This is a genomic window from Agrobacterium tumefaciens, assembly GCF_005221385.1.
Lineage (GTDB): Bacteria > Pseudomonadota > Alphaproteobacteria > Rhizobiales > Rhizobiaceae > Agrobacterium > Agrobacterium tomkonis.
On record NZ_CP039903.1, the window covers coordinates 468455 to 493921 of the forward strand.

The following is a 25467-nucleotide window of genomic DNA, read 5'->3' on the forward strand; positions in this document are numbered from 1 at the left end:
TAGTACCTTCAGTCCCGGATGGAGAACGACCAACGCCCGGCACCTCGGTATCGGGCGTTGGTATTTTCGAATATAAAACTTTAGCCAGACAAGTTTCGCGCAAGAGACGGCCCATACTGTCTGGGTCAAAGCAGTGGTTGTGAAAATCCGGTTCGGACAGATCACGAAAACATTGCTGTCCCATGCCGCTTGCGGCAGGACTGGCGCAGGCCGGAGACCGCCATTTCCGCCTGCGCCAATTTTCTTTTCTGGGCCTGCGCGGGCTTTTCATCAGCCATTCATGACGCTCCGCCCGGCCGCGACGAGTTCCCCAGCCTTAACAATAGATGTCCTGCGCGTTACGGAAGATTAACGTGACGCTATACACGGCGGGGAGTACATATTCTTCCAGGCTGAGTGTCGCCGGCGACCAAAATGATCGCGACGCGACGATGCGAGACAGCCGGATTCGCGGGCCAACCTGCGATGAACAAGGAGGCGTGCCATGCGCTCGCTTTTCAAGACAGTCACAATAGCATCCTTCATTCTGGCGGCCGCCACCGGCGGTGCTTTCGCGGCCGAACACTCGCACGGCGAGCATTCCGGCTCCGGCGGAATGCATAGCGAACGGTCCCATGATTTCGACCGGGGTGGGAGACATTTCTTCCGCCATAACGATGACGACCTGTCCATGAACACTATGTACATGAACTATACGGGTCCTGCTGCTTACGGGCAGAGACCGCATCTGGTTCGTGTGCTTCACGAGCTTCGTGTCGCCGACCACCGGATCGATTTTGAACGCCAGCAGGGCAGGTTGAGCACAAGCGCTTTCCACAGGCTCGAAAATGAATCGTCCGCAATCCGTACCCAGGCGCTGAAAACCGCCCAAATGCATCGTGGCCATATTCCCATGAAGGCATTTGCCACCCTTCAGGGCGAAGTCCGGCAACTTGACCGGAACATCGTCCGCATGAGCTGACCGGGGCTTTCCGTCCTCGCGTGACGAGGATCGGCCATGCCGCCGCAGATAGCGCCGGAGAGCGGTGACGGGGCACGAACCCGCCCTCCAGCCATCAGGACAAACAGTTGGATCGTTTTGGCGGTTCGAAGAAAAGTCAGAACGATCCAATCCCCCACGGGGTCGCGCGGATTTCGAAACAACGAATGGAAACTCAAAAACCATGCGCCTGCCGGCTGCACGGGGTGCGGCCCAGCCTGCTCCCCTCCCGGTTAAGGCCGTGAGCATGTCCTCACAAAGGAGAAACGTCATGTCCGGTATTCTACGCAGATATCGCATCGCAGCTTTGCTCGGCGCAGCCTTTGTCGCCGCACCGCTTGTGCTGCCCGTCTTTCTGCATAACACACCCGCTTTTGCCCAGGCCGGATTATCGGCCGTTCCCGGTCCGGTGACCTCGGGCGGTTCATTCGCCGGGATCGTTACCGCCGACAAGCCGGCGGTGGTGACCATCACCACGGAAATGAAGACGCAGGAACAGGCGACCGACGATACCACGCCGTTCGACCAGCAATTCCGCCAGTTCTTCGGCCAGCAGGGCATTCCCCTGCCGCAACAGCAGCCGCAGCAGCGCCAGTCCCAGACCGCGGAAGCGCTGGGTTCCGGCTTCATCATCTCGCCGGACGGCTATATCGTCACCAACAATCACGTCATCGACAATGCCACTTCGATCAAGGTGACGCTGGATGATGGCACGGAGCTTCCCGCCACGCTTGTCGGCGCTGATCCGAAATCCGATCTGGCGGTCCTCAAGGTCGTCTCACCCAAGCCGCTCGCGGTGATTTCCTGGGGCGATTCCGACAGGCTGAAGGCCGGCGATCAGATATTGGCGATCGGCAATCCGTTCGGCATCGGCACCACGGTCACGGCCGGCATCGTCTCGGCCCGCGGACGCGACCTGCATAGCGGACCCTATGACGATTTCATCCAGATCGACGCACCGATCAATCACGGCAATTCCGGCGGCCCGCTGGTCGATGTCGAAGGCAAGGTGGTCGGCATCAATACCGCGATCTATTCGCCGAATGGCGGCAGCGTCGGTGTCGGTTTCGCCATTCCCTCCGACCAGGCGCAGAACGTCGTTGTCCGTCTCATGAAGGACGGATCGATCCACCACGGCTTCATCGGCGTCCAGATACAGCCGGTGACCCCTGACGTGGCCAATGCCATCGGTCTTGCCACGGCGGAAGGCGCGCTGGTCGCCAAGGTCGATGCGGGTACGCCGGCAGGCCGCGCCGGCATCAAGACCGGCGACGTGATTACCTCTCTCGGCGGACAGCCGGTCAAGTCCCCGCGCGACCTGTCGCGCATGGTCGCCGATCTGTCGCCCGGCCAGAAGGAACATGTCACGGTCTGGCGCCAGGGAGAAAGCAAGGACATGCTTCTGACCGTGGGCGGCAACGACGCCCAGAGCGCACAGGCATCCCCTGACAATGGCCAGCAGAAGGGCGATGCCTCATCGCAAGCCCTGCCGATGATCGGTATCGGACTGGCCGATATCACCCCGGCGATCCGTGAAGCCCTCAATCTCCCGCAGGATGAAAAGGGCACGATCGTCGAAAGCGTGACACCCTCCAAACCCGCAGCCGAGGCCGGTTTGCAGGCGGGGGATGTGATCGTTTCGGTCAATCAGACAGCGGTGAAATCGGCGGGTGATGCCAAGGCGGCGATCGCGCAGGCGGGCAAGGCCGGTCGCAAATCCGTTCTGCTGCTCATCCAGCGTGGCGATTCGCAGACCTATGTCGCCGTGCCCTTCGCACAGGGCTGAACCCCGGGTTTCCGGTGCAATCTCAAGGAACGGGCAACTCCCTCGGAGCTGCCCGTTCTGTCATTTTCAGGCTTCCACCCCATGGGCGCGCAGGTCCTGCCGCAGCTTTTCCGCGCCGGTGAAGTGCACGGCCTGCCAGCCGGCAGCCTTGGCGCCTTCCACATTCGCCAGCGTGTCGTCGATGAAGATGCTGGTGGCCGGGTTGAGGCCGAATTCCCGGGCGTGCAGATCGTAGATCGCCACGTCAGGCTTCAGGAGCTTCACATCGCCGGAGACCGTCACGCCGCGCGGCAAGGTGAGGAAGGGAAACATCTTCTGCGCTTCGCGAAAGGTGTCGGAAGCGAAGTTGGTCAGCATCGTCACATCGTGGCCGTTGTTGATCAGGGCAACCATGATCGCGACGCTGTCGTCATAGGAATGCGAGACCATCTCGTGCCAGAACTTGCGGAAGGCGCGGATATGTTCTTCCCGCTCGGGAAATTGCTCCAGCAACAGCGCTTCGGCATCTTCCCAGCGGCGGCCGCGATCCTGTTCGAGGTTCCAGTCATGGGTGCAGACATTCTCGAAGAACCATTTGCGCTCGTCGGCATCGGGAATGAGGCGGCTATAGGGAATATGCGGATCGTAATGGATCAGCACCTTGCCGATGTCGAATACGATATGCTCAATCTTGGTCATCGAAACTTCCTGCTTTCATCGAACATTAGCGCGCCTTTCAGACGCTCTAAATCTTTGAGTTGCGCATCGTTCCTGTCGAAAATCAATTTCGATTTTCGGGCCGACACGCGGATGGAATAGCTTGGGTGATGACTTTTTTCATCACCGTTGGCAGCGCCTGCGCGTCAAGATTTGTAACCGGCTCCCACCATCCGTCATCCGGCCCGGTTTCAAGGCCATCTGCCACCTGGGCACGATAGACCGTGAGCCGCAGTTCGAAATGGGTGAAGACATGCACAATCACGCCTGCCGCCTGCCAGCCGGCGACAAAGGGCGCGTGGCTCGCATCGGTGCCGCCATCCATGCGGGCAGTCCATGCCGTTGTCGGCACCTCGGTCATGCCGCCGAGAAGCCCGCTATCGATGCGCCGCCGCAGCAGGATTTCGCCGCTTTTGTTTACGGCCACGAAGGCGGCGCCGAGCCGCACGGGCTTGGCCTTCTTCGCCGCCTTGACCGGAAAACGCTCCGGCTCGTCACGGGCAAGCGCCAGACAGGCGCCATTGAACGGACAGAGCGCGCAGGCCGGCCGCTTTGGTGTGCAGATCGTTGCGCCGAGATCCATCATCGCCTGGGCAAAATCGCCGGGCCGGTCGGCAGGCGTCAGCGCCGCCACCTTCGCTTTCATTGCGGGTTTGGAGCCGGGCAGGGGAGCATCTATGATGAAGAGGCGGGAAATGACACGTTCGACATTGCCGTCCATGACAGCCGCCTGCCGGTTAAACGCAATGGCTGCCACGGCCGCGGCGGTATAATCGCCGATGCCGGGCAGTTCCTTCAGTCCCTCTTCGGTGTCCGGAAAGACGCCGCCATGGTCGCGCGCCACGGCTTCCGCGCATTTCTTAAGGTTGCGGGCGCGGGCATAATAACCAAGCCCCGCCCAGGCCGCCATGACATCCTCGACCGGCGCCGCCGCCAGATCCTTGACATCAGGCCAGGCGGCGAGAAACTTCAGGAAATAGGGTTTGACCGCCTGCACCGTTGTCTGCTGCAGCATCACCTCCGAAAGCCAGACATGGTAGGGATCGGCACGTTTCCCCTGTGCCGCCATGGCTGGAGACGTGCGCCATGGCAGTTCGCGATGGTGCCGGTCGTACCATGCGAGAAGGTGTTCCGCCGTCGGATGTGATATCTGTTGCCGCGTATGTGTGTTCATCGCCGCTGAACATAGACACGGCACGGCAATCTGCAACAGGAGACCCGTTGCGGCGAGGTGGAAAACCGCATCCGGCGATGAACACCATGACATCGCCCCCCTGATCCGATTTCGGAGGAAGACCCTTATGCCTGATGCGCTGCTGGAAAATATCCCTCAACCGCTCCTGTATGTCATCGGAATTCTGCTGGCGCTGTGCCTGATCATGAGCCTGCTGAACCACATCGGCCGGCTGTGTTTCGGGTTGCAGAACGGCGTGGCCGTGGCGATCGCACGCATAATCCGGCATGTTCGCGAACTGGAAAGGACGCGGCAAAAGCCTTCGCGCCGCTTTCGGATTTTTGAATCCGGTTTCTGGGCGATTTTTTGCTATGGCCTGTGGATATACCTGTCGGTCGCGTTGGTCTGCATGTTGGTGATTGCCTTTCTCTCCGATAAACCGGGAATATTGCATCTGCAGTTTTTGACCGCCGGATATTTCCTCTTTGGATGTTTGGCGGCTGGAATGATACGATTGGCCGCCCGCCGGGACTGGCAGCGATTCCGTGCGCTGTTGCGCGGTGAAGAAGATGACGACGGCGCGGCCGCTTGAGGTCTTTCGCCTCTGTCGAGGAGAGCATGAAGAAACCCGCAGATTCATTCCGCAAGGGCGTCGTCCAGATCGCCGAAGTCGCCAACGGCATCATGGATCCCGTGCTGTCGAAGCGGGCGGGCATCAACACCGCGCTGCTCGGCTCCTGGGACGAGATTGCCGGTGACGACTTTGCCGATTGCACCCGGCCGGAAAAGATAACCTGGCCGCGCCGCGACGAGGGGCCGGATCGCGGCGGTTATCAGCCCGGCGTGCTGACCATTGCCTGCGAAGGCGCCCGCGCTTTGTTCCTCACCCATGCGCAGGGCGAACTCATCGCCCGCATCAACGGCTTTTTCGGCTTTCCGGCGGTGCGCCAGATCCGGATCGTGCAGAAGCCGGTTTCCCAAACCATTGCCCGCAAAAGAAAACCACCACCGCTGCGCGGCGATGCGGCAAAACGTCTCGATGACATGATGGAAGGCATCGAGAGCGAGGCGCTGCGCAAGGCGGTGGAGCGGCTTGGCACGGCGGTCTTGCAGAAGAAACCGCCACGCAAGGCGATTTGACGAACGGCGCTGTCCTTGACTGGTCACAATTCTTTGACAAGAAGAGTTCAAAACCCCGCTTGTGATGAACAGGCTGGCGCTATATCGGAATCAACGGACAATAGAGTCTATTACCAACAGGTGCTTTCATGCATTTTCCCGAACTGACCATTTCCCGTCGCAGCCTCCTTGGCGGCGTTGCCCTTGCCGCCGTTGCCGCGGCCCTGCCGTTTGCCTTCACGCCCGGTGTCGCCGAGGCGCAGGAACTGCCTGAATCCACCGGTGACGTGGATATGGCCGCCGTGATGAAGCCCGGCCCGCTGCCGGAAGCGGCTCTGGGTGATGCCAACGCACCCGTCAAGATCGTCGAATATATGTCGATGACCTGCCCGCACTGCGCAAACTTCCACAACAAGACCTTCGAAGAGATCAAGAAGAAATACATCGATACCGGCAAGGTCTATTTCGTGCTGCGCGAATTCCCGTTCGATCCGCGCGCTGCTGCCGCCTTCATGCTGGCGCGCTGCGCACCGGAAGGACAGTATTTCCCCTTCGTTTCCATGCTGTTCAAGCAGCAGCAGAGCTGGGCTGTAGCCCAGGATGCGCGCGCCGCCCTGCTGCAATTGTCGAAAATGGCCGGTTTCTCACAGGAGTCTTTCGAGGCCTGCTTGACGAACCAGAAACTTCTGGATGATGTGAACGCAACCATGCAACGCGGTGCGACGGAATTCGGCATAAACTCCACGCCGACTTTCATCATCAACGGCAAGAAATATGCGGGAGACATGTCGGTTGAAAACATGTCGGCTGTCATCGACAAGCTGCTCTGATCGCCGAACCCTGAGAGAAACGGGCGGCGGATATTTCCGTTCGCCCGTTTTTTATTGCCTGTCTTCCGGCCGGAGCATGGCGGCATGAAGTTCAACAAGCTGCGCGTTGTCGGTTTCAAGTCCTTCGTTGAACCTTCCGAATTCATCATCGAGCCGGGTCTCACCGGCGTCGTCGGTCCGAATGGCTGCGGCAAGTCCAATCTGGTGGAAGCGCTTCGCTGGGTGATGGGCGAAAACTCCTACAAGAACATGCGCGCATCCGGCATGGATGACGTCATCTTCTCCGGCTCCGGCAATCGCCCGGCCCGCAACACCGCCGAAGTCGGCCTTTATCTTGACAATTCCGACCGCACCGCGCCCGCCGCCTTCAACGATGCCGATGAAATTCAGGTGACGCGGCGCATCGAGCGTGAAAACGGCTCGGTCTATCGCATCAATGGCAAGGAAGCCCGCGCCAAGGATGTGCAGCTGCTGTTTGCGGATGCCTCCACCGGCGCGCGCTCACCCTCCATGGTGGGGCAGGGCCGTATTGGCGAACTCATCAACGCCAAGCCGCAGGCCCGCCGCCAGTTGCTGGAAGAGGCGGCCGGCATTTCCGGCCTGCATTCCCGCCGCCACGAGGCCGAGCTGCGCCTGCGCGCCGCCGAGACCAATCTGGAGCGGCTGGAAGATGTGACCGCCCAGCTGGAAAGCCAGATCGAAAGCCTGAAACGCCAGGCGCGACAGGCCAACCGTTTCAAGATGCTGTCGGCCGATATCCGCGCCCGCGAGGCGACCCTTCTGCACATCCGCTGGGTGGAGGCGAAGGAAGCGGAAGGCGAGGCGGAAAGCGCGCTCAATCAGGCCACAAATATCGTCGCCGAAAAGGCTCAAGGCCAGATGGAAGCTGCCAAGCAGCAGGGCATCGCCAGCCTGAAACTGCCGGAACTGCGCGAGGATGAAGCGCGGGTGGCCGCCGCCCTGCAACGCCTGCAGATCGCCCGCACCCAGCTGGATGACGAGGCGAACCGCCTTTTGCGCCGTCGTGACGAGCTGGCGCGCCGTCTTTCGCAGCTTGGCGAAGATATCATCCGCGAGGAACGGCTTGTCTCTGACAATGCCCAGATACTCGCACGGCTCGATGAAGAGGAAGCCGAACTCCTCGAAATCCTCTCCGATTCCGGCCGCCATGCGGAAGAAATACGCGATGCCTTCGAAACCGCCGCTGTCAAACTGGCGGAGAGCGAAGCCGTTTTCACCGCCATCACCGCCGAGCGGGCCGAGGCTGCTGCCGCCCGCCAGCAGCTGGAACGGGCGATCCGCGATCTTTCCGACCGCAAGCTCCGGCTGGAACGGCAGTCGCAGGAAGCGTCCGCCGAGATCGATACCATCGATGAGAAACTCTCCGGCCTTCCCGATCCTTCGGAACGGCGAGAAGCGGTAGAGGCGGCGGAAATCGCGGTCGAGGATGCGCTGATCGTGGCGGAGGAGGCCGAAGCCGCCGTCGCCGAGGCGCGCTCCGCCGAAGCGCTGGCGCGCGGGCCGCTGGAAACGGCGAAAAACCGGCTGAACGCGCTGGAAACGGAAGCACGCACCATCACCAAAATCCTCGCCTCCGGCGCTGCTGCCAATGGCAGCTTCACGCCGGTGGCGGAAGAAATGACGGTGGAGCGCGGTTTTGAGGCGGCATTGGGTGCCGCCCTTGGCGACGATATCGAAAGCCCGCTCGATTCCGGCGCTCCCGCTTATTGGGCCGGCAATGGCGACGGGGAGGGCGATCCCGCCTTGCCGCAGGGCGCGAAACCGCTTCTGGACTACGCGCAGGCACCGGATGCCCTGCGCCGCGCCCTGGCGCAGATCGGTGTCGTTGCAGACGTATCGGAAGCCCGACGCCTGTTGCCTTCACTCAAGGCTGGCCAGCGGCTGGTAACGCGCGAAGGCGCGCTGTTCCGCTGGGACGGCCACATCGCCAGTGCCGATGCCCCGGGCGCTGCAGCACTTCGCCTGTCGCAGAAGAACCGCCTCGCCGAAATCGAGACCGAACTGGATGAGGCTCGCTCCATTCTGGAAGAGGCCGAAGACCAGCTTGCCGCGAGAACCGAGGCCATCAGAAGCAGCGAATTGCGGCTTTCGGAAGCGCGGGACCGGAGCCGGCTCGCGACCCGTCAGCTTGCCGAAGCGCGAGAGGCGCTGACATCAGCCGAACGGGCTTCGGGCGATCTGCTGCGTCGTCGCGATATCGTTTCCGAAGCGCTGAACCAGATCGGTGCGCAGGTCGACGAGATCGCCGTTCAGGAAGAAAACGCCCGCATCGAAATGGAAGATGCGCCTGACCTTTCCGTGCTGGATTTCAAGCTGCGCGAAAGCCAGCTGGAGGTCGCGACTGATCGCGGTCTTCTGGCGGAGGCCCGCGCCCGCCACGAGGGCGTGAGCCGCGAGGCGGAAAGCCGCCAGCGCAGAATACAGGCAATAGGGCAGGAGCGTTCCACCTGGCAATCGCGCGCGGCAAGTGCGGCCGATCACATCGCGACGTTGCGTGCGCGTGAGGAAGAGGCGCGCGATGAAATCGCCGAGCTTGATATAGCGCCGGAAGAATTCGACGAGAAACGCCGCAACCTCCTCAACGAGTTGCAAAAGACCGAGGACGCCCGCCGGCAGGCCGCCGACCGGCTGGCCGAGGCGGAGAACCTGCAACGCGGTGCAGACCGAGTGGCTGCAACGGCCCTTTCCGAACTGGCCGAAGCCCGCGAAAAACGCGGCCGTGCCGAAGAACGCCTGGTTTCCGCCCGCGAAAAACGGCAGGAGACTGAACACCGCATCCGCGAAACACTGAACACCGAGCCGCATATGGCCCTGCGTCTGACCGGCCTTGGCCCGGACCAGCCGAAGCCCGATATTCGCGATGTCGAGCGTGATCTCGACCGGCTGAAGATCGAACGCGAGAGGCTGGGCGCCGTCAACCTGCGTGCCGAGGAAGAGCAGGCGGAGCTTTCCGCCAAGCTCGAAGCGCTCATCAAGGAACGCGACGATATCATCGATGCCGTGCGCAAGCTGCGCGCCGGCATCCAGAATCTCAACCGCGAGGGTCGTGAACGGCTGATCGCCGCCTTTGACGTGGTGAATTCGCAGTTCCAGCGGCTGTTCACCCATCTTTTCGGCGGTGGCACGGCGGAATTGCAGCTGATCGAATCCGACGATCCGCTGGAAGCGGGGCTGGAAATCCTCGCCCGGCCGCCGGGCAAGAAACCACAGACCATGACGCTGCTTTCCGGCGGCGAGCAGGCGCTGACGGCCATGGCGCTGATCTTTGCCGTCTTCCTCACCAATCCCGCGCCAATCTGCGTGCTGGACGAGGTGGATGCCCCGCTGGATGACCACAATGTCGAGCGTTATTGCAACCTGATGGATGAAATGGTGGCCTCGACGGAAACCCGTTTCGTCATCATCACCCACAATCCCATCACCATGGCGCGCATGAACCGCCTCTTCGGCGTCACCATGGCCGAACAGGGCGTGTCGCAACTCGTCTCCGTGGATTTGCAGACCGCCGAGCAATTGCGCGAAGCCGTCTGAGGCTCCTTTTCCGTTTCTCTCCATCGCGAATTTATCTGGCCGTATCACCCATTCGGGTGAGCGACAATGCGCAGCATTTTGCTATGTTTTCCGAAACAACCAAGGGCTCTCACCAGACCCCCCATCCGGTTTCCTGTACCGGATGGAATGCCTTGCGAGGCCGCTGCCGTGGCCTCGCAAGGCTTTCTTTTCCCGGGTTCATAGGGCGAGGTGGCTGCATGGCTGGTAATCGTTTCCGGGGCGCAAACCTCCTCCGTCATGCCGGCCTTGAGCCGGTATCCAGCCAGCCCAAGTCCTTGGGCTGAAAAGACTCTTCCCGTCGCGCCGACGCGCGTCGGCTGGATTACGGCTCAAGGCTACTGCCGTCTCGTTTAAATTTCTGGACACTTCATATGGCGTGGAAGGCAGTGGTGAGCGTTGAGCATTTTCTCGACGTCATCGTTGGACTTGTCCCAAGGATCTAAACACGTCAACAAAATCAAGCCGTTGCAGATCCTCGGGACAGGCCCGAGGATGACGTCGGAGTGTTTGGCGAGGTTTGCCATTCATAGGGCGACGGCAATACGTCATTCGTGTCCAACGCTGAAAATTTAAACCGGACAGTAGCGTTCCAAGGCCGGAACGTCGGAAGGAGAAGATGCTGCGAAGCCCTCTAAACGCTCAACTCGACGTAACCGTCAATCGCGCAGTGTACTCCGCATCATGCATGGAGAGACCCACCACCACTCACCCCGGCACCAGTCGCAGCCGCGTGCCCCAGGGGTCGATCGCCTCCACCATATCGTTTTCCATCTCCACCAGCACATAACCGGCCGCTCGCAGCCGCGTCTTCTGCGCCTCGAGATCATCGGGATTGCGAACGGTGATTGAAAACCAGTCGAGACCGGTCTCCATGGCGTTGCGTTCCTTCGCACCCCGGCTGTTCCAGCTATTCACTGCCAGATGATGGTGATAGCCGCCGGAGGAGAGGAATGATGCGTCCGAACGCGCATCCTGCGTCGGTTGCAGGCCGACAGCCTGTTCATAAAAGCCACGGGCGGCGGCGATTTCACCGACCCGCAGGTGAATATGGCCGATGCGCATCCCGGCCGGGGCGACCTCGTAATGGTCGGTTTTTGTGTCGGTCAGCGCCACGAGATTATCGACATCAAGCGGTTCGGTGCCCATTTTCACCACGCGGCCGCTCCAGACCCACGCGTCCTTTGGGCGGTCGCTGTAAACCTCGATGCCGTTGCCCTCGGGATCGTTGAGATAGACCGCCTCGCTGACATTGTGATCGGCAAAACCGGAAAGCGGCACCTGCCTGAGCGCCGCATGCACCAGCCAGCGGGCCAGATCCTTGCGGGAGGGCATCAGATAGGCGATGTGGAACAGGCCGGCGGAGGTAGGGCTTTCGAAATCTGCCGCCGGTTTGTGGACGAGATCGAGCAGCGGCACGCTTCCCACGCCGAGCGTCACGCCTCTCGCCGTGCGTCCCACCTCGTTCATGCCAAGCACCGAACGGTAATAATCGATCATCGGATCAAGGTCGCGCACGCGAAGTGCGGCCTGGCCGATATGCATGGGTGTCGTCACGGCAAAGGGCAGGGTGGGCGCGGCATTTGCGGCGGGCGTGCCGCCCTCGGCCTTGAGCGCACCGGCCAGCGCCGTGGCGGCGCAAGAAATTCCGGCAAATTTCAACGTATGGCGGCGAGTAAATTGCATGAATAATCTCTTTGTCGGCGATGATAATGGCTTAGGGAACACTCCGTTTCTGCGCACTACACGAATGCGTCAGTCCTGCTGTTATTTTGTGTTTGCGGCAATTCTGGCGCGCAATTCGCCGCAATTATGCTGCACTGCGATGTAAACTGTACGTTGCGGCGTTCCCAACATGCTGGCAATGCTGTAGATGATAGAAAAATGACAACGCTTCTGGGTGGAGAGCGTGGAATGAAAAAATGGGTTTATACCTTCGGCAATGGTGCTGCCGAAGGCAGGGCAGGTGACGTTGCAATATTGGGCGGCAAGGGCGCGAACCTTGCCGAAATGGCAAGTCTCGGCCTACCCGTTCCCCCCGGCCTCACCATCATAACCGATGCCTGCGCCCTCTATCACAAGAACGGACGTGATCTTCCCGAGGAATTGAAGCTTCAAGTCATGGCCGGCCTGCACGGCATGGAAACGGTGACGGGCAAGACCTTCGGCGGCAGCCATTCGCCGTTGCTCATCTCAGTGCGCTCCGGCGCGCGCGCCTCCATGCCGGGCATGATGGATACGGTCCTGAACCTTGGCCTCAATGATCGCACCGTCGAGGCGCTGGGCCATGATGCAGGCGACGCCCGTTTTGCCTGGGACAGCTACCGTCGCTTCATCCAGATGTATGCCGATGTGGTCATGGGCCTCGACCACGAATTATTCGAGGAAATTCTCGAGGACGAGAAAGGCCGGCTCGGCCACGAATACGATACCGACATGTCGGCGGTCGAATGGCAGCACGTCGTTTCGCTTTACAAGAAGCTGATCGAAGATGAGCTGGGCGAAGCCTTCCCGCAGGACTGTCATGTCCAGCTCTGGGGTGCGATTGGCGCCGTCTTCGCCAGCTGGACCAACCACCGCGCCGTAACCTACCGCCACCTGCACAATATTCCGGGCGATTGGGGCACGGCGGTCAACGTGCAGGCCATGGTTTTCGGCAATCTCGGCTCGTCCTCGGCAACCGGCGTCGCCTTCACCCGCAATCCCTCCACCGGCGAGGCGGAGCTTTACGGCGAATTCCTCGTCAATGCTCAAGGGGAAGATGTGGTGGCCGGCATCCGCACGCCGCAATCCATCACCGAGGCGGCGCGGCTGGCGTCGGGTTCCGACAAGCCCTCGATGGAAAAGCTGATGCCGGAGGCGTTCAGTGAGTTTCTGGCCATCTGCAATCGACTGGAAAACCATTATCGCGACATGCAGGATCTGGAATTCACCATCGAGCGCGGCAAGCTCTGGATGTTGCAGACCCGTTCCGGCAAACGCACCACCCGCGCCGCCATGAAGATCGCCGTCGATATGGTGGAAGCGGGGTTGATTTCGCAGGAAGAGGCCGTCTGCCGCATCGAGCCCTCATCGCTCGACCAGCTGTTGCACCCGACAATTGATCCGGGCATTTCCCGCCCCATCATCGGTTCCGGCCTGCCGGCTTCGCCGGGGGCCGCGACGGGTGAGATCGTCTTCACCTCGGAAGAAGCGGTTGCGGCGGAAGCCGAAGGTCGCCGCGTCATTCTGGTGCGCATCGAAACCAGCCCGGAAGATATTCACGGCATGCATGCCGCCGAAGGCATTCTGACGACGCGTGGCGGCATGACCAGCCACGCCGCGGTGGTGGCGCGCGGCATGGGTATCCCTTGCGTTACCGGTGCCGGCTCCATGCGTGTCGACATGCGCAACAAGGTGCTGATCGGCGTCGGCTGTATGCTCAAGCGCGGCGATATCATCACCATCGATGGCTCTTCCGGCAGGGTGCTGAAGGGCGAAGTGCCGATGACGCAGCCGGAACTGTCAGGCGATTTCGGTAAGCTGATGGTTTGGGCCGACAATCTGCGCCGCATGACCGTGCGCACCAATGCCGATACTCCGGCCGACGCCCGCGCCGCCCGCGCCTTCGGTGCCGAAGGCATCGGCCTCTGCCGCACCGAACATATGTTCTTCGAGGGCGACCGTATCCATGTGATGCGCGAGATGATCCTTGCCGAAAGCGAAAAGGGCAGGCGGGCAGCGCTCGATGAGCTTTTGCCGATGCAGCGTTCGGATTTCACCGAACTGTTCCAGATCATGCATGGCCTGCCAGTGACGATCCGTCTGCTGGATCCGCCGCTGCATGAATTCCTGCCGAAGACCGATGGCGAGATCGTCGAGGTGGCGGCCGCCATGGGCATGCCGCAGACCGTGTTCCGCCAGCGGCTGGATGCGCTGCACGAATTTAACCCCATGCTCGGCCATCGCGGCTGCCGTCTCGCCATTTCTTATCCCGAGATCGCCGAAATGCAGGCCCGCGCCATTTTCGAAGCCGCCGTTGAGGCGGCGCGCATCACCGGCGCGCCCGTTGTGCCTGAGATCATGGTGCCGCTGGTCGGCCTGCGATCGGAGCTGGATTATGTTACCGAGGTTATCGATCGCGTTGCTGCCGCCGTGGCGGAAGAAACCGGCATGACGCTCGAATATCTGACCGGCACCATGATCGAGTTGCCGCGCGCAGCATTGCGCGCCCATGTCATCGCCGAAGCCGCGGAGTTTTTCTCCTTCGGCACCAACGATTTGACGCAGACGACCTTCGGCATTTCCCGCGACGATGCGGCGCGCTTCATCAATACCTATCAGCGCAAGGGCATCATCGAACGTGATCCGTTCATCTCGCTCGATTTCGACGGTGTTGGGGAGTTGATCCGTATTGCCGCCGAACGTGGCCGCCAGACGCGGCCGGAACTGAAGCTCGGCATCTGCGGTGAACATGGCGGCGATCCGGCCTCCATTCATTTCTGCGAGGATGCCGATCTCGATTACGTGTCCTGTTCACCCTTCCGCGTGCCCATCGCCCGCCTCGCCGCCGCGCAGGCAACGCTTGCTGCGCGGGCGAAGGAGGGGCAGGTGGCAAGCAATGTCGCGTTTATTCCCGTCAGGGGTTCTGTCGGACGATGATCTGACGCTCGACGACGACCGGCCGGTAGAACATGTCGCGGTTCATCTGCGCCTGCCAGGCGCGGTTATCGGCGCGGCGGTCCATTTCCAGATCGAGAAGGCAACCCGCCATCGGGTCTGTGCCGGGGCGGAAACCATAACCCCGGCATGTCGCCTCGTCCCGCGCCCGTCGCTCTTCCGGCGTCAGCGTCTGGCAGGCGGTGAGCGCCAGCATAGTGGCAAGCGCACCGAGGACGATGGAAACACGCATCTTGTTTCTCCCTTGAACATGACAGCCGTACGGCACTTTTATTGCCGCGATTGATACGCCTGTTTTCATACGGGGAAAAGCCGCGTTGGCGCGGAAAGTTGCGTTTGGAACGAGAACCTCTCTACCGTCATGTCGGGTCCTTAGTCGGTATCCAGCTACGGCGCTTATCGTCCAGACTGTCTGGATCTCGCCATTTCAGCGCGCATCCAGCTCGAATCCCCCCATGTCGAGAGCCAGATCATCAGATCGGTGAGAAAGCCGATAATCGGCAGCAGAAGCCTGTGGCCCAAACCGCGCGTCGTCTGGTTTTTCTCGGCTTCCTGCAGATGGGCCAATTCCTGTTCTTGAATTGAAGCGATAAGCCCGTGAAGCTCGGGATCTCTTGTTTGCAGGAAGGCCAATTGATCTTCCAGATGGCGGTGAACGGTGCTTTCAACAGCTTCGGTGCAAATCCAGACCATGTTGCGTCCGCCGAGCGCGGTCAGAAAACCGAGAACGAGACCTCCAAGGCTCCAAAATGCCATTACGCGACAAGGTTTCGCTTTTCTGGCTGGCATGGCGTCCCGGAACCGGCGGCAATGATCAATTTCGTCTTCCCGCATTTCCTGAAGAGCGGGCACGATCTCCGGAAACAGCCGGCGAGCCATCCATATCTGCGCTCCGTAGATACGAATAGCGCCAAATTCACCGGCGTGATTGACCTTGAGAATACGCCGAACGGTAAGAGCTGGGTCGTGTTTGCCGAGACCGCGGGACATTCGAAGCATTTCCAAAGCGCGTTCCATTCCAGCTGAATGCAGCAGATTTTATAAGCGCCATGGGAGGCGGTTTTGATACTATTTGTGACAGCAGAAAACGACCTGGGGTGTTTCCCGTTTTACCGGAAACACCCCACAATTATCGCTGTCAGGCCGGTGCTACTTCACGGTCATCGAGCGCGTCGATATCCTTGGCGTTGTTATAAACGGCCTCATTGAGAATGCCTTCGCGCTTGGCGACAATGGTGGGCACCAGCGCCTGACCGGCGACATTGACCGCCGTGCGGCCCATGTCGAGGATCGGGTCGATGGCAAGCAGCAGGCCCACGCCTTCGAGCGGCAGTCCGAGCGTCGAAAGCGTCAGCGTCAGCATCACCACTGCGCCCGTGAGACCTGCCGTTGCGGCGGAACCGAGCACCGAGACGAAAACGATCAGCACATATTCCTGAATGCCGAGCGGCACCTGGAAGAACTGTGCGATGAAGATCGCTGAAATCGCCGGATAGATGGCTGCGCAGCCGTCCATCTTGGTGGTGGCGCCGAGCGGCACGGAGAAGGCGGCATATTCGCGCGGCACGCCCAGGCTCTTTTCCGTCACGGTTTCGGTAACGGGAAGCGTGCCGATGGAGGAACGCGACACGAAAGCGAGCTGGATGGCCGGCCATGCGCCGGCAAAGAAACGCGAGGGTTTCAGGCCATGGGCGATCAGCAGCGCCGGATAAACCACAAAGAGCACCAGCGCCAGACCGATATAGACGGCCGCCGCATACCAGCCGAGCTGCGAAAGCGTCGTCCAGCCATATTGGTCAACAGCGCGGCCGAGCAGGCCGATCGTGCCGATCGGGGTGAGGCGGATGACCCACCAGAGGATTTTACGCACGATGGCGAGCAGCGACTGGTTGAAGGCGAGGAACGGCTCCGCCGCTTTGCCCGCTTTCAGTGCCGCAACACCAAAGGCAATCGATACCACGAGCAGCTGCAGCACGTTGAAGTTCAGCGAGGTGCTGCCGGAACCGTTGTTGATTTTGGTAGACGCTTCGAGGCCGAAGACGTTGGCAGGAACGAGGCCCTTGAGGAAGTCCAGCCACGAACCGGTGGAGGACGGCGCTGCCGCAGCCGTATTGGCAATCGCCGTGTTGACGCCCGGCTGAATGACGAGGCCGAGCACGATGCCGATGACCACGGCGATGAGCGCAGTGATGGCGAACCACAAAAGTGTCTGCCATACCAGCTTTGCCGCATTGGAAAGGTTCTTGAGATTGGCGATGGAGGCAACGATGGCCGTGAAGATCAGCGGCGGCACCAGCGCGCGCAGGAGCTGCACGAAAATGCTGCCGATGGTCTGCAGCGTCACCGAAAGCCCGTTCGGGCTGCCGGCAGCATCGGGACCGATGTTGCGCGCAAGAAGCCCGAGCAGCAGGCCGATAACCATGGCGATCAGAACCTGAAAGCCGAAATTGCGATAAAAGGGTTTAGGCCCGGAGGGGCCGGCGGACGTCGTTGCCTGTGACATGACATGTCTCTTTATTGTGCAAGAAAACGAGAATGTTGCACTTTTTACACGCATTCTCGAGGGAGGTCGCCGAGGATACGCCGATTTCCTCAGCAATTAAGGGATGAGCTTGCGTATTTGTTGCATTGTCGGGGAATTATTCTCTTAAGCGGCGACAACGCAAAAAAATATTCCCGTTTCTTGTTGCCGTGGCCTCTCAGTCCGTCGGGGCAATACCGGAGGCCAGGAGAGTGTCTGCATTTGGCAAGAGTGTTGCGCACCCCGGACCAGTGTCCGGTTTAAATTTCTGGACAAGACACAAGACTCTCATTCGAATAGGCTTTCCGGATTTTCGCCTTAACCGGACACCAAAGAAGAGCGCCGTCGTCCGATGAGAAGGAAAGTCATGTCAATTGCGCCGCCGTCATCCTCGGGCCTGTCCCGAGGATCCGCCAACGTATTGATTTTATTCGACGTGGTTGGATCCTCGGCACAAGGCCGAGGATGACGTTGAGTGAATGTTCACCCTTCATCACCGACTTCAAGTGGACAGCGACCTGCCCAGAAATTCAACCCGGACAGCATTGGATCATGTCCGGCATAACGGAAGAGAGGTCTTGGGAGGTTGTGAGCACGCTTTACCGGCAGATCGGCCGCCTCCTTTGTTTTCCTCGCCGCAAATCCGGTCTATGACATCATATGCAGGTGATTCCCTTGCCAGATTTCGGGTGCAACGCTTTTACGCCAATGCGATCATACGGATATCCGCTTCCATGACTGTGCGTTTCGTCCGGCCTTTTTCGGTTGCAGCCTATCTTTCCCGCTATCTCGCACTAGTGGCGCTGGCGCTTTTTCTCATCGCCGCCGGTATCCACCGTTTCGGGCCGCTGACGACGCCTGACCTTGTGGGGTTGCTGATGATTGCCGCCGGCATTGCGCTGATGGCGGTGCTTCTGGCGCTGATCGGCCTTGAGCGGCTGTGGACAAGGGGCGCGCGGGGCGGGCTTTCAGCACTTGCCGCTCTTCTTCTATCGGCCCTGCCGCTCGGTGTGGTCGGTTACGGCGCATATCTTTATTGGCAGCAGCCGAAGATCTACGACATCTCGACAGATCTGACCGACGTGCCGGAATGGCTGGTGGTGCCGGTGGCGAACCAGCAATGGCTGGCAAGGCCCGCCATGGTGGCAAAGGAAGACCGGGACGCGCAGGCGATTGCCTATGCCAGCCTCGCCGGCCGCCGTTATGAAGGCGCGATCGACCGCATCTATGCGGCCGCCAAGAAGATGGCCGCCGCCCAGAATATCCGCATCAGCCACACGAGAGGCGTCATCGGCGCGGAGGAAGCGCCCTCCACCGGCATTCCAGAACAGGACAAGACGCCGCCGGCTGAAGAGGGGCCTGTCGAAGACCTGCCCTCTATCGTGCCGGTGCCCACGGCCCGACCGGCCGAGGCACCGCAGCCCACTTTCTTTAACGGCAGCGGTGTGGTGCTGATGCAGGGCGAAACGCGCACGCGCATCTGGGGCCTGCGTTTCGATATTCTCATCCGCCTCAAGGAAGAGGCGGAAACCACCATCGTCGATGTCCGCGTCGCCTCGCGCTACGCCCCGCACGATCTCGGCATGGGAGCTGCTATTGCCGAGGCCTATCTCGATGCGCTGGATGCGGAAATGCAGGGGTTGAACGATAACTGAGGTGTAGTTGACGCTACGCGTCGTCTTGATGGAGGACGAGAGGTCGCCACCTCTTTCTTCTCCCCGCCGGGGAGAAGGTGGCCCGAAGGGTCGGATGAGGGGGTAAGCTCTCCGTTTATCTCGACCCTCGCCCCCTCATCCCGCTGCCGCGACCTTCTCCCCTCGGGGAGAAGAAACAAGCAGCACCCGCTCGCCCACGTCGAAAGATGCGGCAAGAGATGAGGCTGAACGATCCTCGAAAGCTCCCCCACTACGCCGGAAAATACTCACCCGAGAGCGAAGGCGCCCCGTCCGTCCGCACTTCGCCCTTTTCGATCAGGTCTTCGATATGCGCCAGCACGGAAAGTGCGGCCGCCCCATGCAGGCGCTTGTCGGTGCTGGCATAAATCACCTTCACCATATCGGCGATAAACCGGTCGCCGTCGCGGATGCGTTTCAGAACCGCCTTTTCCCGCATGCGGCGGTGGGCGCGAAGCCCGCGCATGAAGGCGGCGGGATCGGTGACCGGGCCGCCATGGCCGGGCAGGAACAGCCGGTCGTCGCGGGTGAGCAGCCGCTCCAGCGAGGCCATGTAATCGCTCATTGCCCCATCCGGCGGTGCGACGATGGTGGTGGCCCAGGCCATGACGTGATCGGCGGAAAAGACGATGCCGCTGCCATCGAGCGCGAAGGCGGCGTGATTGGCGGTGTGGCCCGGCGTATGCAGCGCGGTAAGCGTCCAGCCGTCGCCGGAAAGGCTCTGCCCGTCGCCAAGTGCGATATCCGGCGCAAAAGCCGTATCGGAACTTTCGGCAAAGGGGTTGGTCTCGCCCACATGCAGCGGCCGGGCGGCCCGGTGCGGGCCCTCGGCCACCGTCAGCGCCCCGGTTGCCTCCTTCAGCCGCCGGGCAAGCGGCGAGTGATCGCGATGGGTATGGCTGACGAAGATATGCGTCACCTCGCGGCCTTCGAGCGCCGCCATCAGCGCCCGAAAATGCGCCTCATCCTCCGGACCGGGATCGATGACGGCGACGGAACGGTCGCCGACGATATAGGAATTGGTGCCATGGAAGGTGAAGGCGGAAGGGTTGTTGACGGTGAGGCGCTGGATCAGCGGGGCGACAGCAACCGCCTCGCCATAGGCCGGCTTAAAATCGAGATCGAATGCCGGGTCCGCCATCGAGACCTCCTGAAAAATGCCATGCCAGCTTGAGCCACGGCCTCAACCGCGCCATCGCCAAGCCCTAACATGCCATCTCTGGCACGGCATCCAAAAAGCTTGGATTTTGTGAAAAAATAAGTCGCCGGGTCATTGCCGGGCCGGGCAGGCTTTGCTAATCAGGCGCGGTTCAGGCAGCGGCGTTTCGCCTTCGCTGCCCTGTTGGGGCGTCGCCAAGCGGTAAGGCACCGGTTTTTGGTACCGGCATTCCCAGGTTCGAATCCTGGCGCCCCAGCCAAGCTTCCCTTTTCAAGCCAGAATCGCGGTTTTCCAGCTCTTCCGAGTTAGCTGGGAATCGAATTCGGGGCACTGTCGTACAGGATTGTCTTACACGACTGTCGTACACAGCTGTCTTACAGGAAGGGTACCCAAGTCCTGCTCACCCTCTTAGGAAAGGGTTTAGCATGGCAACGATTCAACATGTCTACAAGCGCGGTTCCGTCTACTGGTGGCGGCGTCGTTTACCACTTGGAACAGGTGTTCATGCTTGGGTGCGGCTCGAAATCAGCCTGCACACCAAGGAACTGGGACGGGCGCGGGTCGTCGCTCCCGAGGTGACGCTTGCCAGCCATCGTCTCCTGCCCAGCCTGAGACACAATATGATATCGCCGGAAGACGCAAAGAAAATCCTCATCCAAGCCGCCAAGCAGCACAGCTTCCATCTGGATGCGATGATGGCCATCGGTTCGGGGGCAGGCGTGGACGCCGCAAACAAGCGGCAAACGGAAATTCGTACCGGTTGGGCGTTTCGCCTGTTCGCAGCCCAGGGGATCAATGCAAGGGTTGGTCCCGACGAAGAGCGTGAAATGCGGGCTGCCGGCCTTGATGATGAAATGGTCCAGGGCGTTTGCGAGACAATCGCATTCCTCAGCACCAACGGCTTCGGCCAGATTGGTCGCCGCCAACTGGAAGCGATCCTCAAGGAACACAACATCGCACCGGCGGAAGCGCACATCCTCCAGGCCGAGCAGCTATGCTTGCGCGGTATGTCGGCGGCGTTGCTCAATACCGAGCGGCGATGGTCCGGTGTCCGCCCTGACGATATTGCCCTCCTGAATGCGGCGCTTATCGGAGATATGGCAGCGGCGGCTGCATCGCATGCTGCGCCGACTCCGGCCATGTCGCAGCAAACGTCGGTAGCGCCATTGGCGAACCGAACAGCGCTGTCGTTTTCGCAACCGGTAGCACCTCCAGCGAAAGTGGTTACGCCGGTTAGTGCAATAGCGGTTGCCGCCTCTCCGGCCGAAACCGAGGATGAGATCGATCTCGACGACGAGGACGAGGCAGAGCTGGAACTGCAAGAGTCGGACAGGGGGCTCGTCGAGATCGTCCGGCAGGCAGCAGAGGAGAAGGTTGCCATCGGGGAGTGGCGATCGGATATGATCAAGCAACAGGTCAGCGTCGCCAGGCTATTTGTCCGCTTCGTTGGGCACGATCAGCCGGCGCGCATGCAACAGACAAACATCTCGGAGTTCCGCAGCATGCTGTTCAAGCTGCCGAAAAACCACGGCAGGTCACCAAAAGATCACATCATCCCGCTCAGTGAGCTTTTGGCCCGCGCCAAGGGCCTGCCGCCCGAGGAGGTTGGCTTGTCGCCCGGGACGATAAACCGCTACATGACGCAGATCAGCAACATCGTCGACATCTGCAAGCACGCCGGGTATCCCTTCGGCAATTTCGAAGGCGTTTCTGGCCTGCGAGCCAAAAGGAGGGGTGACGTCAGAAATGAACGCGGACGCTTTTCCACTGAGGAAATCCGGACGATTTTTTCGCTTCCTGTGTGGGAAGGCGCGGCCAGTTTCGACGAGCGCTTCGCGAGCGGAGAGGAGGTTTTTCATGATGCCGCCTATTGGGTTCCGCTGCTGGCGATCTATATCGGAGCGCGCCGGGAGGAAATGTGCGGCCTGCTCCTGTCGGAGGTTGAAACCGACCAGGGTCTTCCGTGCATCCGCATCGAAAAAAATTCCATGCGCAAGCTCAAGAACGAGCAATCGAAGCGACGTGTACCGGTTCATCCGGAGCTGATCCGACTGGGCTTTCTCCGATATGTTGAAGAGCTTCGCACCCTTGGTCATGAATTGCTGTTTCCTGAATTGAAGGCCGCATGTGCAACGACACCGATGGGCGACGTGTTTGACGACAGCTGGCAAAAAATCCGGGCGGCAGCGCTACCCCGGGCCAAGGAGGAGGGAAAGGTGCTGCACTCCCTCCGGCACTGGTGCAACGACGAAATGAAGCAGGCCGGTACTCAAGCGGAAATCAGGAAGGACATCCTGGGACACAGCAACGAAGGGGTGAACGAGGGTCGCTATACGAACCCAGCACGCCTGCGTGTCATGGCCGATGCTCTGTCAACATTGCCTTTGCCGACCGCGCACCTGAAGGCTCGTCCCATCCATCTGACCGAGTCGGTTCTGACGCATGCGTCCCGTCCGGCTCGAGCCAGGAAATCTGCTACGTGAGAGATTTTGAATCAATCATTAATTGAATTAGTGATTGTGCAATTAAAATACAAACTAAAAAATTTCGCCGCGTTGAATTCATTGAGGAATCCAGCGCAGCGATTGGCGGAAATCTCTTGTATATGGAGAAAAAACGTTAAAATACAGAGTGTTGACAATCGCGGTTGTAACACCTTTCCGAAATCCATGTCACCATTATCTCACGGTCATCGATGAAGACCGGATGAAAACGGAGACAAGAAACGAATGGCGAAATACACCCATAGGAAGAGGCAGGCGATCGCCGAGACCAAGCCGGGGCAGACCCTCAGCCGGGCCCAGAAGGACGAGCTGAAGCGGCTGGGCGATGCCTTTCACTCGCTCGGACGTCGGACGACAGCGCAGGCCTACGAGGTCGGCGGCTACCTCGTGCGCGCAAAGTCCATCCTCCCGGAGAAAGCGCTCGGCGCGTGGATAAAGGCGGTGTGCAAGTTCACGCCGAAGACCGGTCGCAACTACATCGCGGTCCATACCAACCTGATGGACTACAAGGAGCGCCTCGAGGCCGCGGCGGTCGCTCCGACAGTCCTGTTCGTGCTGGCCTACGCCGAGCAGCCGAACGTCGAACGGGTCATCTCGGCAATCGAGGCCGGCGAGGAGCTCACCGTCGCCCAGGTCAAGGCGATGGTCGGTGCGGTGCCTACGAAGAAGGCGAAGAATGAAGCGGTCCTCGACGTTGGCGGAATGGCCGGTCTGCGCAAGATAGCCGAGCTGAAAGTCGAGGAGGACTCGGTGAAGTTCCTCCAGCTGACAACCGGCATCCTGAAACGGGTCGAGAAGGCCATGGAACCGCTGGCGCAAAACCGTGCAGTGTTCAAGGGTCCGTTGCAGGAATTGGTCATGGACGACTGCAAGCACGCGCATGATCTGATCAACAGCATCGCGGCCCCCTTGCAGCCGGCGATGGTTGCGAGCGTCAACTGGCGGCCGGCCAAGCTGACGGAAGGCACGACCTGGCGCAAGGTGCAGGAGCTTCTGTCCGCCATGGGTGGAGCCAACGGCTGGCCGGGCAAGGAAGACTTCGTCCCCTGGCTTCAGGCCGAGGTCATTCCCCTGCTGCGCTTCGTCGTCCACGGTGAAGCCTTGCACGACGACGCTGACGGGGAGGATCGTGCGGATGCCGCCGCTCCGCTCGACGAGGAGGCTGACGACGGGCTGCTCGCATTCGAAGACATGCCCTCCAAGGTACAGGAAACCGTCGAAAATGCCCTGGAGATCGTGGCACCCGAGCGCCGGGACGAGATCAGGAGCCAGATCGTCTTCGATCCCAAGCCCCTGAAACGCCAATACAGGAAGCTGGCAGCTTGAAGATGACGTCCAGGAGCCCCGCCGCCGTGCGGGGCTATTTTTTTGTCCGCTGGCTGCCGCGTGTCCCGTTAACCATACCGGGGCTCTTTGTTCCGGATGCGTTCTGACCGGCTTGCCGGACGCGATTCTCCGGGCTATGTCGACGGGGTCAGCAGAAATTGAATATCTGCAGACACTTAGCGGCCCCCGCCGATGCGCCAACATCGAACGAGGGCCTGACCCGCAACCTTCTCTCGAAAGGCCTTGGGCTATGTCGACCCATATCTGCTTCGCTTCCGAACGGGAAGCTTCTCCGTCTCCTGATCCTGTTGACGACCGCGCTTCGCCGCGGCGCCGGTTGACTTGCTGTGCGATCGCCCACGCCTCTGGGCTGGCGCTCGTCTGATCTCGCTTAACTGATCGTCCCTGACTTCGGACACGGTTTCGTTTGAAGCCAGCCGGCCACCGCATGCGGAAATCATTTCCGCGTCGGACGCCGTGCGCCTGAAGTTGGCCAGCCGGTCGCCACCGTCAGCAGGAGCAATACCATGAAGACCATTCTTTCCGGTGCGCCGGGCACGCCAGCCTATCCGCATGCCGTCGATCTCGACGCCCTCGAACCCCGCTTCGAAGTCCTCATCGACGAGCTTTCGTCGCAGCCCTTCTCCGCCGCCGCCCTTTCCACGGCGCTTGCCGGCGGTGTCTCTGACGCCGCCGCGATCCTGCGCGCCATTCCTATCCAGGAGGGGAGGCTGCTCGAGCGTGGCATTGGGATCATTGCCGACTTGAACCCGCACCTTGTGGTGCTGACGCAAAATCTGCGGCTTCCGGTCACCAAGACGGCGCTCGAACTGGTCGAGAAAAACGATCCGAAGCACTTTCGATCCCTGACCCTCGATGCGGATACCGGCGGACGCAAAACGTATACGCCAGACCTGATCGTCGTGAACCGGAAGACGAAGCTTGCGCACGTCATCGACGTCAAGCGCAGCCTCGGCTCATACGAAGTCTCACGCATCAACGAGCTGAAGAGCCGCATGCTGGCGGCGGCGCTCGTCGTTCCCGATCTCCTCTACCGCGATCATCATCGGCTGGTGGCCGAAGAAGTTCGCGTCGTCATCCTGAATGCGGAAAACCAGCGCTCCGACATCGCCGGCGGCGTCTGGCCACTGAGCGATCTCGATCATCTCGTCGAGGTCGGCGGGGCGGGGAAGGCGATCGGCATGTTACGCGAACGCTTCCATGGTCGGATCGACGAGAACTGGAAGCTGGCTCGAAATTCCATTGCCGGGCCTGAGGAGCCGGGTCGCCGAGGTGCCTCGGCGGACATTGCAGATGCGAACGGACACGAGACTTGCGACGCGGGCTCGATCACCGAGGTCCATCAGCCAGCCGGTCGTGGCCAAATCCGTGTCGGCTTCGCCCGCATCCCACGGGCCGGCACGGGCTGACCGGCCCGCCGACCTTCCTTTCCGCTTTCTGTTCCATTCGT

The 25467-nt window shown here is 60.7% G+C and carries 18 protein-coding genes and 1 tRNA gene; 12 read left to right on the plus strand and 7 right to left on the minus strand.

Features of this window, described 5'->3' with window-relative positions; all coding sequences use genetic code 11:
• Positions 1-484: 484 nt before the first annotated feature.
• Complete coding sequence (locus CFBP6623_RS02370) at positions 485-961, plus strand: hypothetical protein (protein WP_046798527.1); 477 nt, start codon at positions 485-487, stop codon at positions 959-961.
• Between the two features lie 289 nt (positions 962-1250).
• Positions 1251-2765, plus strand: a complete 1515-nt coding sequence (locus CFBP6623_RS02375; protein WP_046798528.1) for a Do family serine endopeptidase — start codon at positions 1251-1253, stop codon at positions 2763-2765.
• Positions 2766-2831: 66 nt separating this feature from the next.
• Here CFBP6623_RS02375 and CFBP6623_RS02380 read toward each other — a convergent pair whose 3' ends face one another.
• Both CFBP6623_RS02380 and mutY read right to left on the minus strand, forming a co-directional pair.
• Complete coding sequence (locus tag CFBP6623_RS02380) at positions 2832-3443, minus strand: HAD family hydrolase (RefSeq protein ID WP_046798529.1); 612 nt, start codon at positions 3441-3443, stop codon at positions 2832-2834.
• A gap of 82 nt (positions 3444-3525) precedes the next feature.
• Entirely contained in the window at positions 3526-4635 is a 1110-nt protein-coding gene (gene mutY / locus CFBP6623_RS02385; protein WP_062654338.1) for an A/G-specific adenine glycosylase, read from the minus strand.
• Positions 4636-4762: 127 nt separating this feature from the next.
• Between mutY and CFBP6623_RS02390 the strand changes: the two genes are divergently transcribed.
• The 4 genes from CFBP6623_RS02390 (at position 4763) to CFBP6623_RS02405 (ending at position 10136) form a co-directional block, all read left to right on the plus strand.
• The gene (locus tag CFBP6623_RS02390; RefSeq protein WP_046798531.1) at positions 4763-5227 is read left to right on the plus strand and encodes a hypothetical protein; all 465 of its coding nucleotides are present in this window, start codon (positions 4763-4765) and stop codon (positions 5225-5227) included.
• A gap of 26 nt (positions 5228-5253) precedes the next feature.
• Complete coding sequence (locus tag CFBP6623_RS02395; protein WP_046798532.1) at positions 5254-5775, plus strand: DUF721 domain-containing protein; 522 nt, start codon at positions 5254-5256, stop codon at positions 5773-5775.
• 128 nt (positions 5776-5903) lie between these two features.
• Complete coding sequence (locus CFBP6623_RS02400; RefSeq protein WP_046798533.1) at positions 5904-6584, plus strand: DsbA family protein; 681 nt, start codon at positions 5904-5906, stop codon at positions 6582-6584.
• 84 nt (positions 6585-6668) lie between these two features.
• Positions 6669-10136 carry a chromosome segregation SMC family protein gene (locus CFBP6623_RS02405; RefSeq protein WP_080842250.1) on the plus strand — a complete coding sequence of 1156 codons (3468 nt, stop codon included), beginning with the start codon at positions 6669-6671 and terminating at the stop codon, positions 10134-10136.
• 726 nt (positions 10137-10862) lie between these two features.
• Here CFBP6623_RS02405 and CFBP6623_RS02410 read toward each other — a convergent pair.
• Positions 10863-11840 carry a VOC family protein gene (locus CFBP6623_RS02410; RefSeq protein ID WP_046798535.1) on the minus strand — a complete coding sequence of 326 codons (978 nt, stop codon included), beginning with the start codon at positions 11838-11840 and terminating at the stop codon, positions 10863-10865.
• Positions 11841-12068: 228 nt separating this feature from the next.
• Here CFBP6623_RS02410 and ppdK point away from each other — a divergent pair, with 228 nt between their 5' ends.
• A complete protein-coding gene (ppdK, locus tag CFBP6623_RS02415) occupies positions 12069-14795 on the plus strand; it encodes a pyruvate, phosphate dikinase (RefSeq protein WP_046798536.1) in 2727 nt (908 codons plus the stop codon).
• Here the strand turns inward: ppdK and CFBP6623_RS02420 are convergent.
• The 3 genes from CFBP6623_RS02420 to CFBP6623_RS02430 form a co-directional block, all read right to left on the minus strand.
• The gene (locus CFBP6623_RS02420; RefSeq protein WP_046798537.1) at positions 14773-15045 is read right to left on the minus strand and encodes a hypothetical protein; all 273 of its coding nucleotides are present in this window, start codon (positions 15043-15045) and stop codon (positions 14773-14775) included. The two genes, ppdK and CFBP6623_RS02420, sit on opposite strands and share 23 nt — an antisense overlap.
• A 164-nt stretch (positions 15046-15209) precedes the next feature.
• Complete coding sequence (locus tag CFBP6623_RS02425; RefSeq protein ID WP_232370419.1) at positions 15210-15803, minus strand: demethoxyubiquinone hydroxylase family protein; 594 nt, start codon at positions 15801-15803, stop codon at positions 15210-15212.
• A gap of 148 nt (positions 15804-15951) precedes the next feature.
• Positions 15952-17316, minus strand: coding sequence for a dicarboxylate/amino acid:cation symporter (locus CFBP6623_RS02430; RefSeq protein WP_046798538.1), 1365 nt, complete (start codon positions 17314-17316; stop codon positions 15952-15954).
• A gap of 752 nt (positions 17317-18068) precedes the next feature.
• Between CFBP6623_RS02430 and CFBP6623_RS02440 the strand changes: the two genes are divergently transcribed.
• Positions 18069-18989: a DUF1499 domain-containing protein gene (locus CFBP6623_RS02440; RefSeq protein ID WP_046798930.1), complete on the plus strand. Its 921-nt coding sequence runs from the start codon at positions 18069-18071 to the stop codon at positions 18987-18989.
• Between the two features lie 250 nt (positions 18990-19239).
• On the opposite strand, the gene CFBP6623_RS02445 is transcribed toward CFBP6623_RS02440, so the two are convergent.
• Complete coding sequence (locus tag CFBP6623_RS02445) at positions 19240-20148, minus strand: MBL fold metallo-hydrolase (RefSeq protein ID WP_046798539.1); 909 nt, start codon at positions 20146-20148, stop codon at positions 19240-19242.
• 202 nt (positions 20149-20350) lie between these two features.
• On the opposite strand from CFBP6623_RS02445, the gene CFBP6623_RS02450 reads away from it, so the two are divergent.
• The 4 genes from CFBP6623_RS02450 to CFBP6623_RS02465 all read left to right on the plus strand — a co-directional run bounded on the left by CFBP6623_RS02450 (position 20351) and on the right by CFBP6623_RS02465 (position 25426).
• Positions 20351-20425 (plus strand) — tRNA-Gln (locus tag CFBP6623_RS02450).
• Positions 20426-20591: 166 nt separating this feature from the next.
• Entirely contained in the window at positions 20592-22649 is a 2058-nt protein-coding gene (locus CFBP6623_RS02455; RefSeq protein WP_080842248.1) for a site-specific integrase, read from the plus strand.
• Positions 22650-22895: 246 nt separating this feature from the next.
• Positions 22896-23996, plus strand: coding sequence for a hypothetical protein (locus tag CFBP6623_RS02460; protein ID WP_080842246.1), 1101 nt, complete (start codon positions 22896-22898; stop codon positions 23994-23996).
• A gap of 527 nt (positions 23997-24523) precedes the next feature.
• Positions 24524-25426: a hypothetical protein gene (locus tag CFBP6623_RS02465; protein WP_080842243.1), complete on the plus strand. Its 903-nt coding sequence runs from the start codon at positions 24524-24526 to the stop codon at positions 25424-25426.
• Positions 25427-25467: the final 41 nt, after the last annotated feature.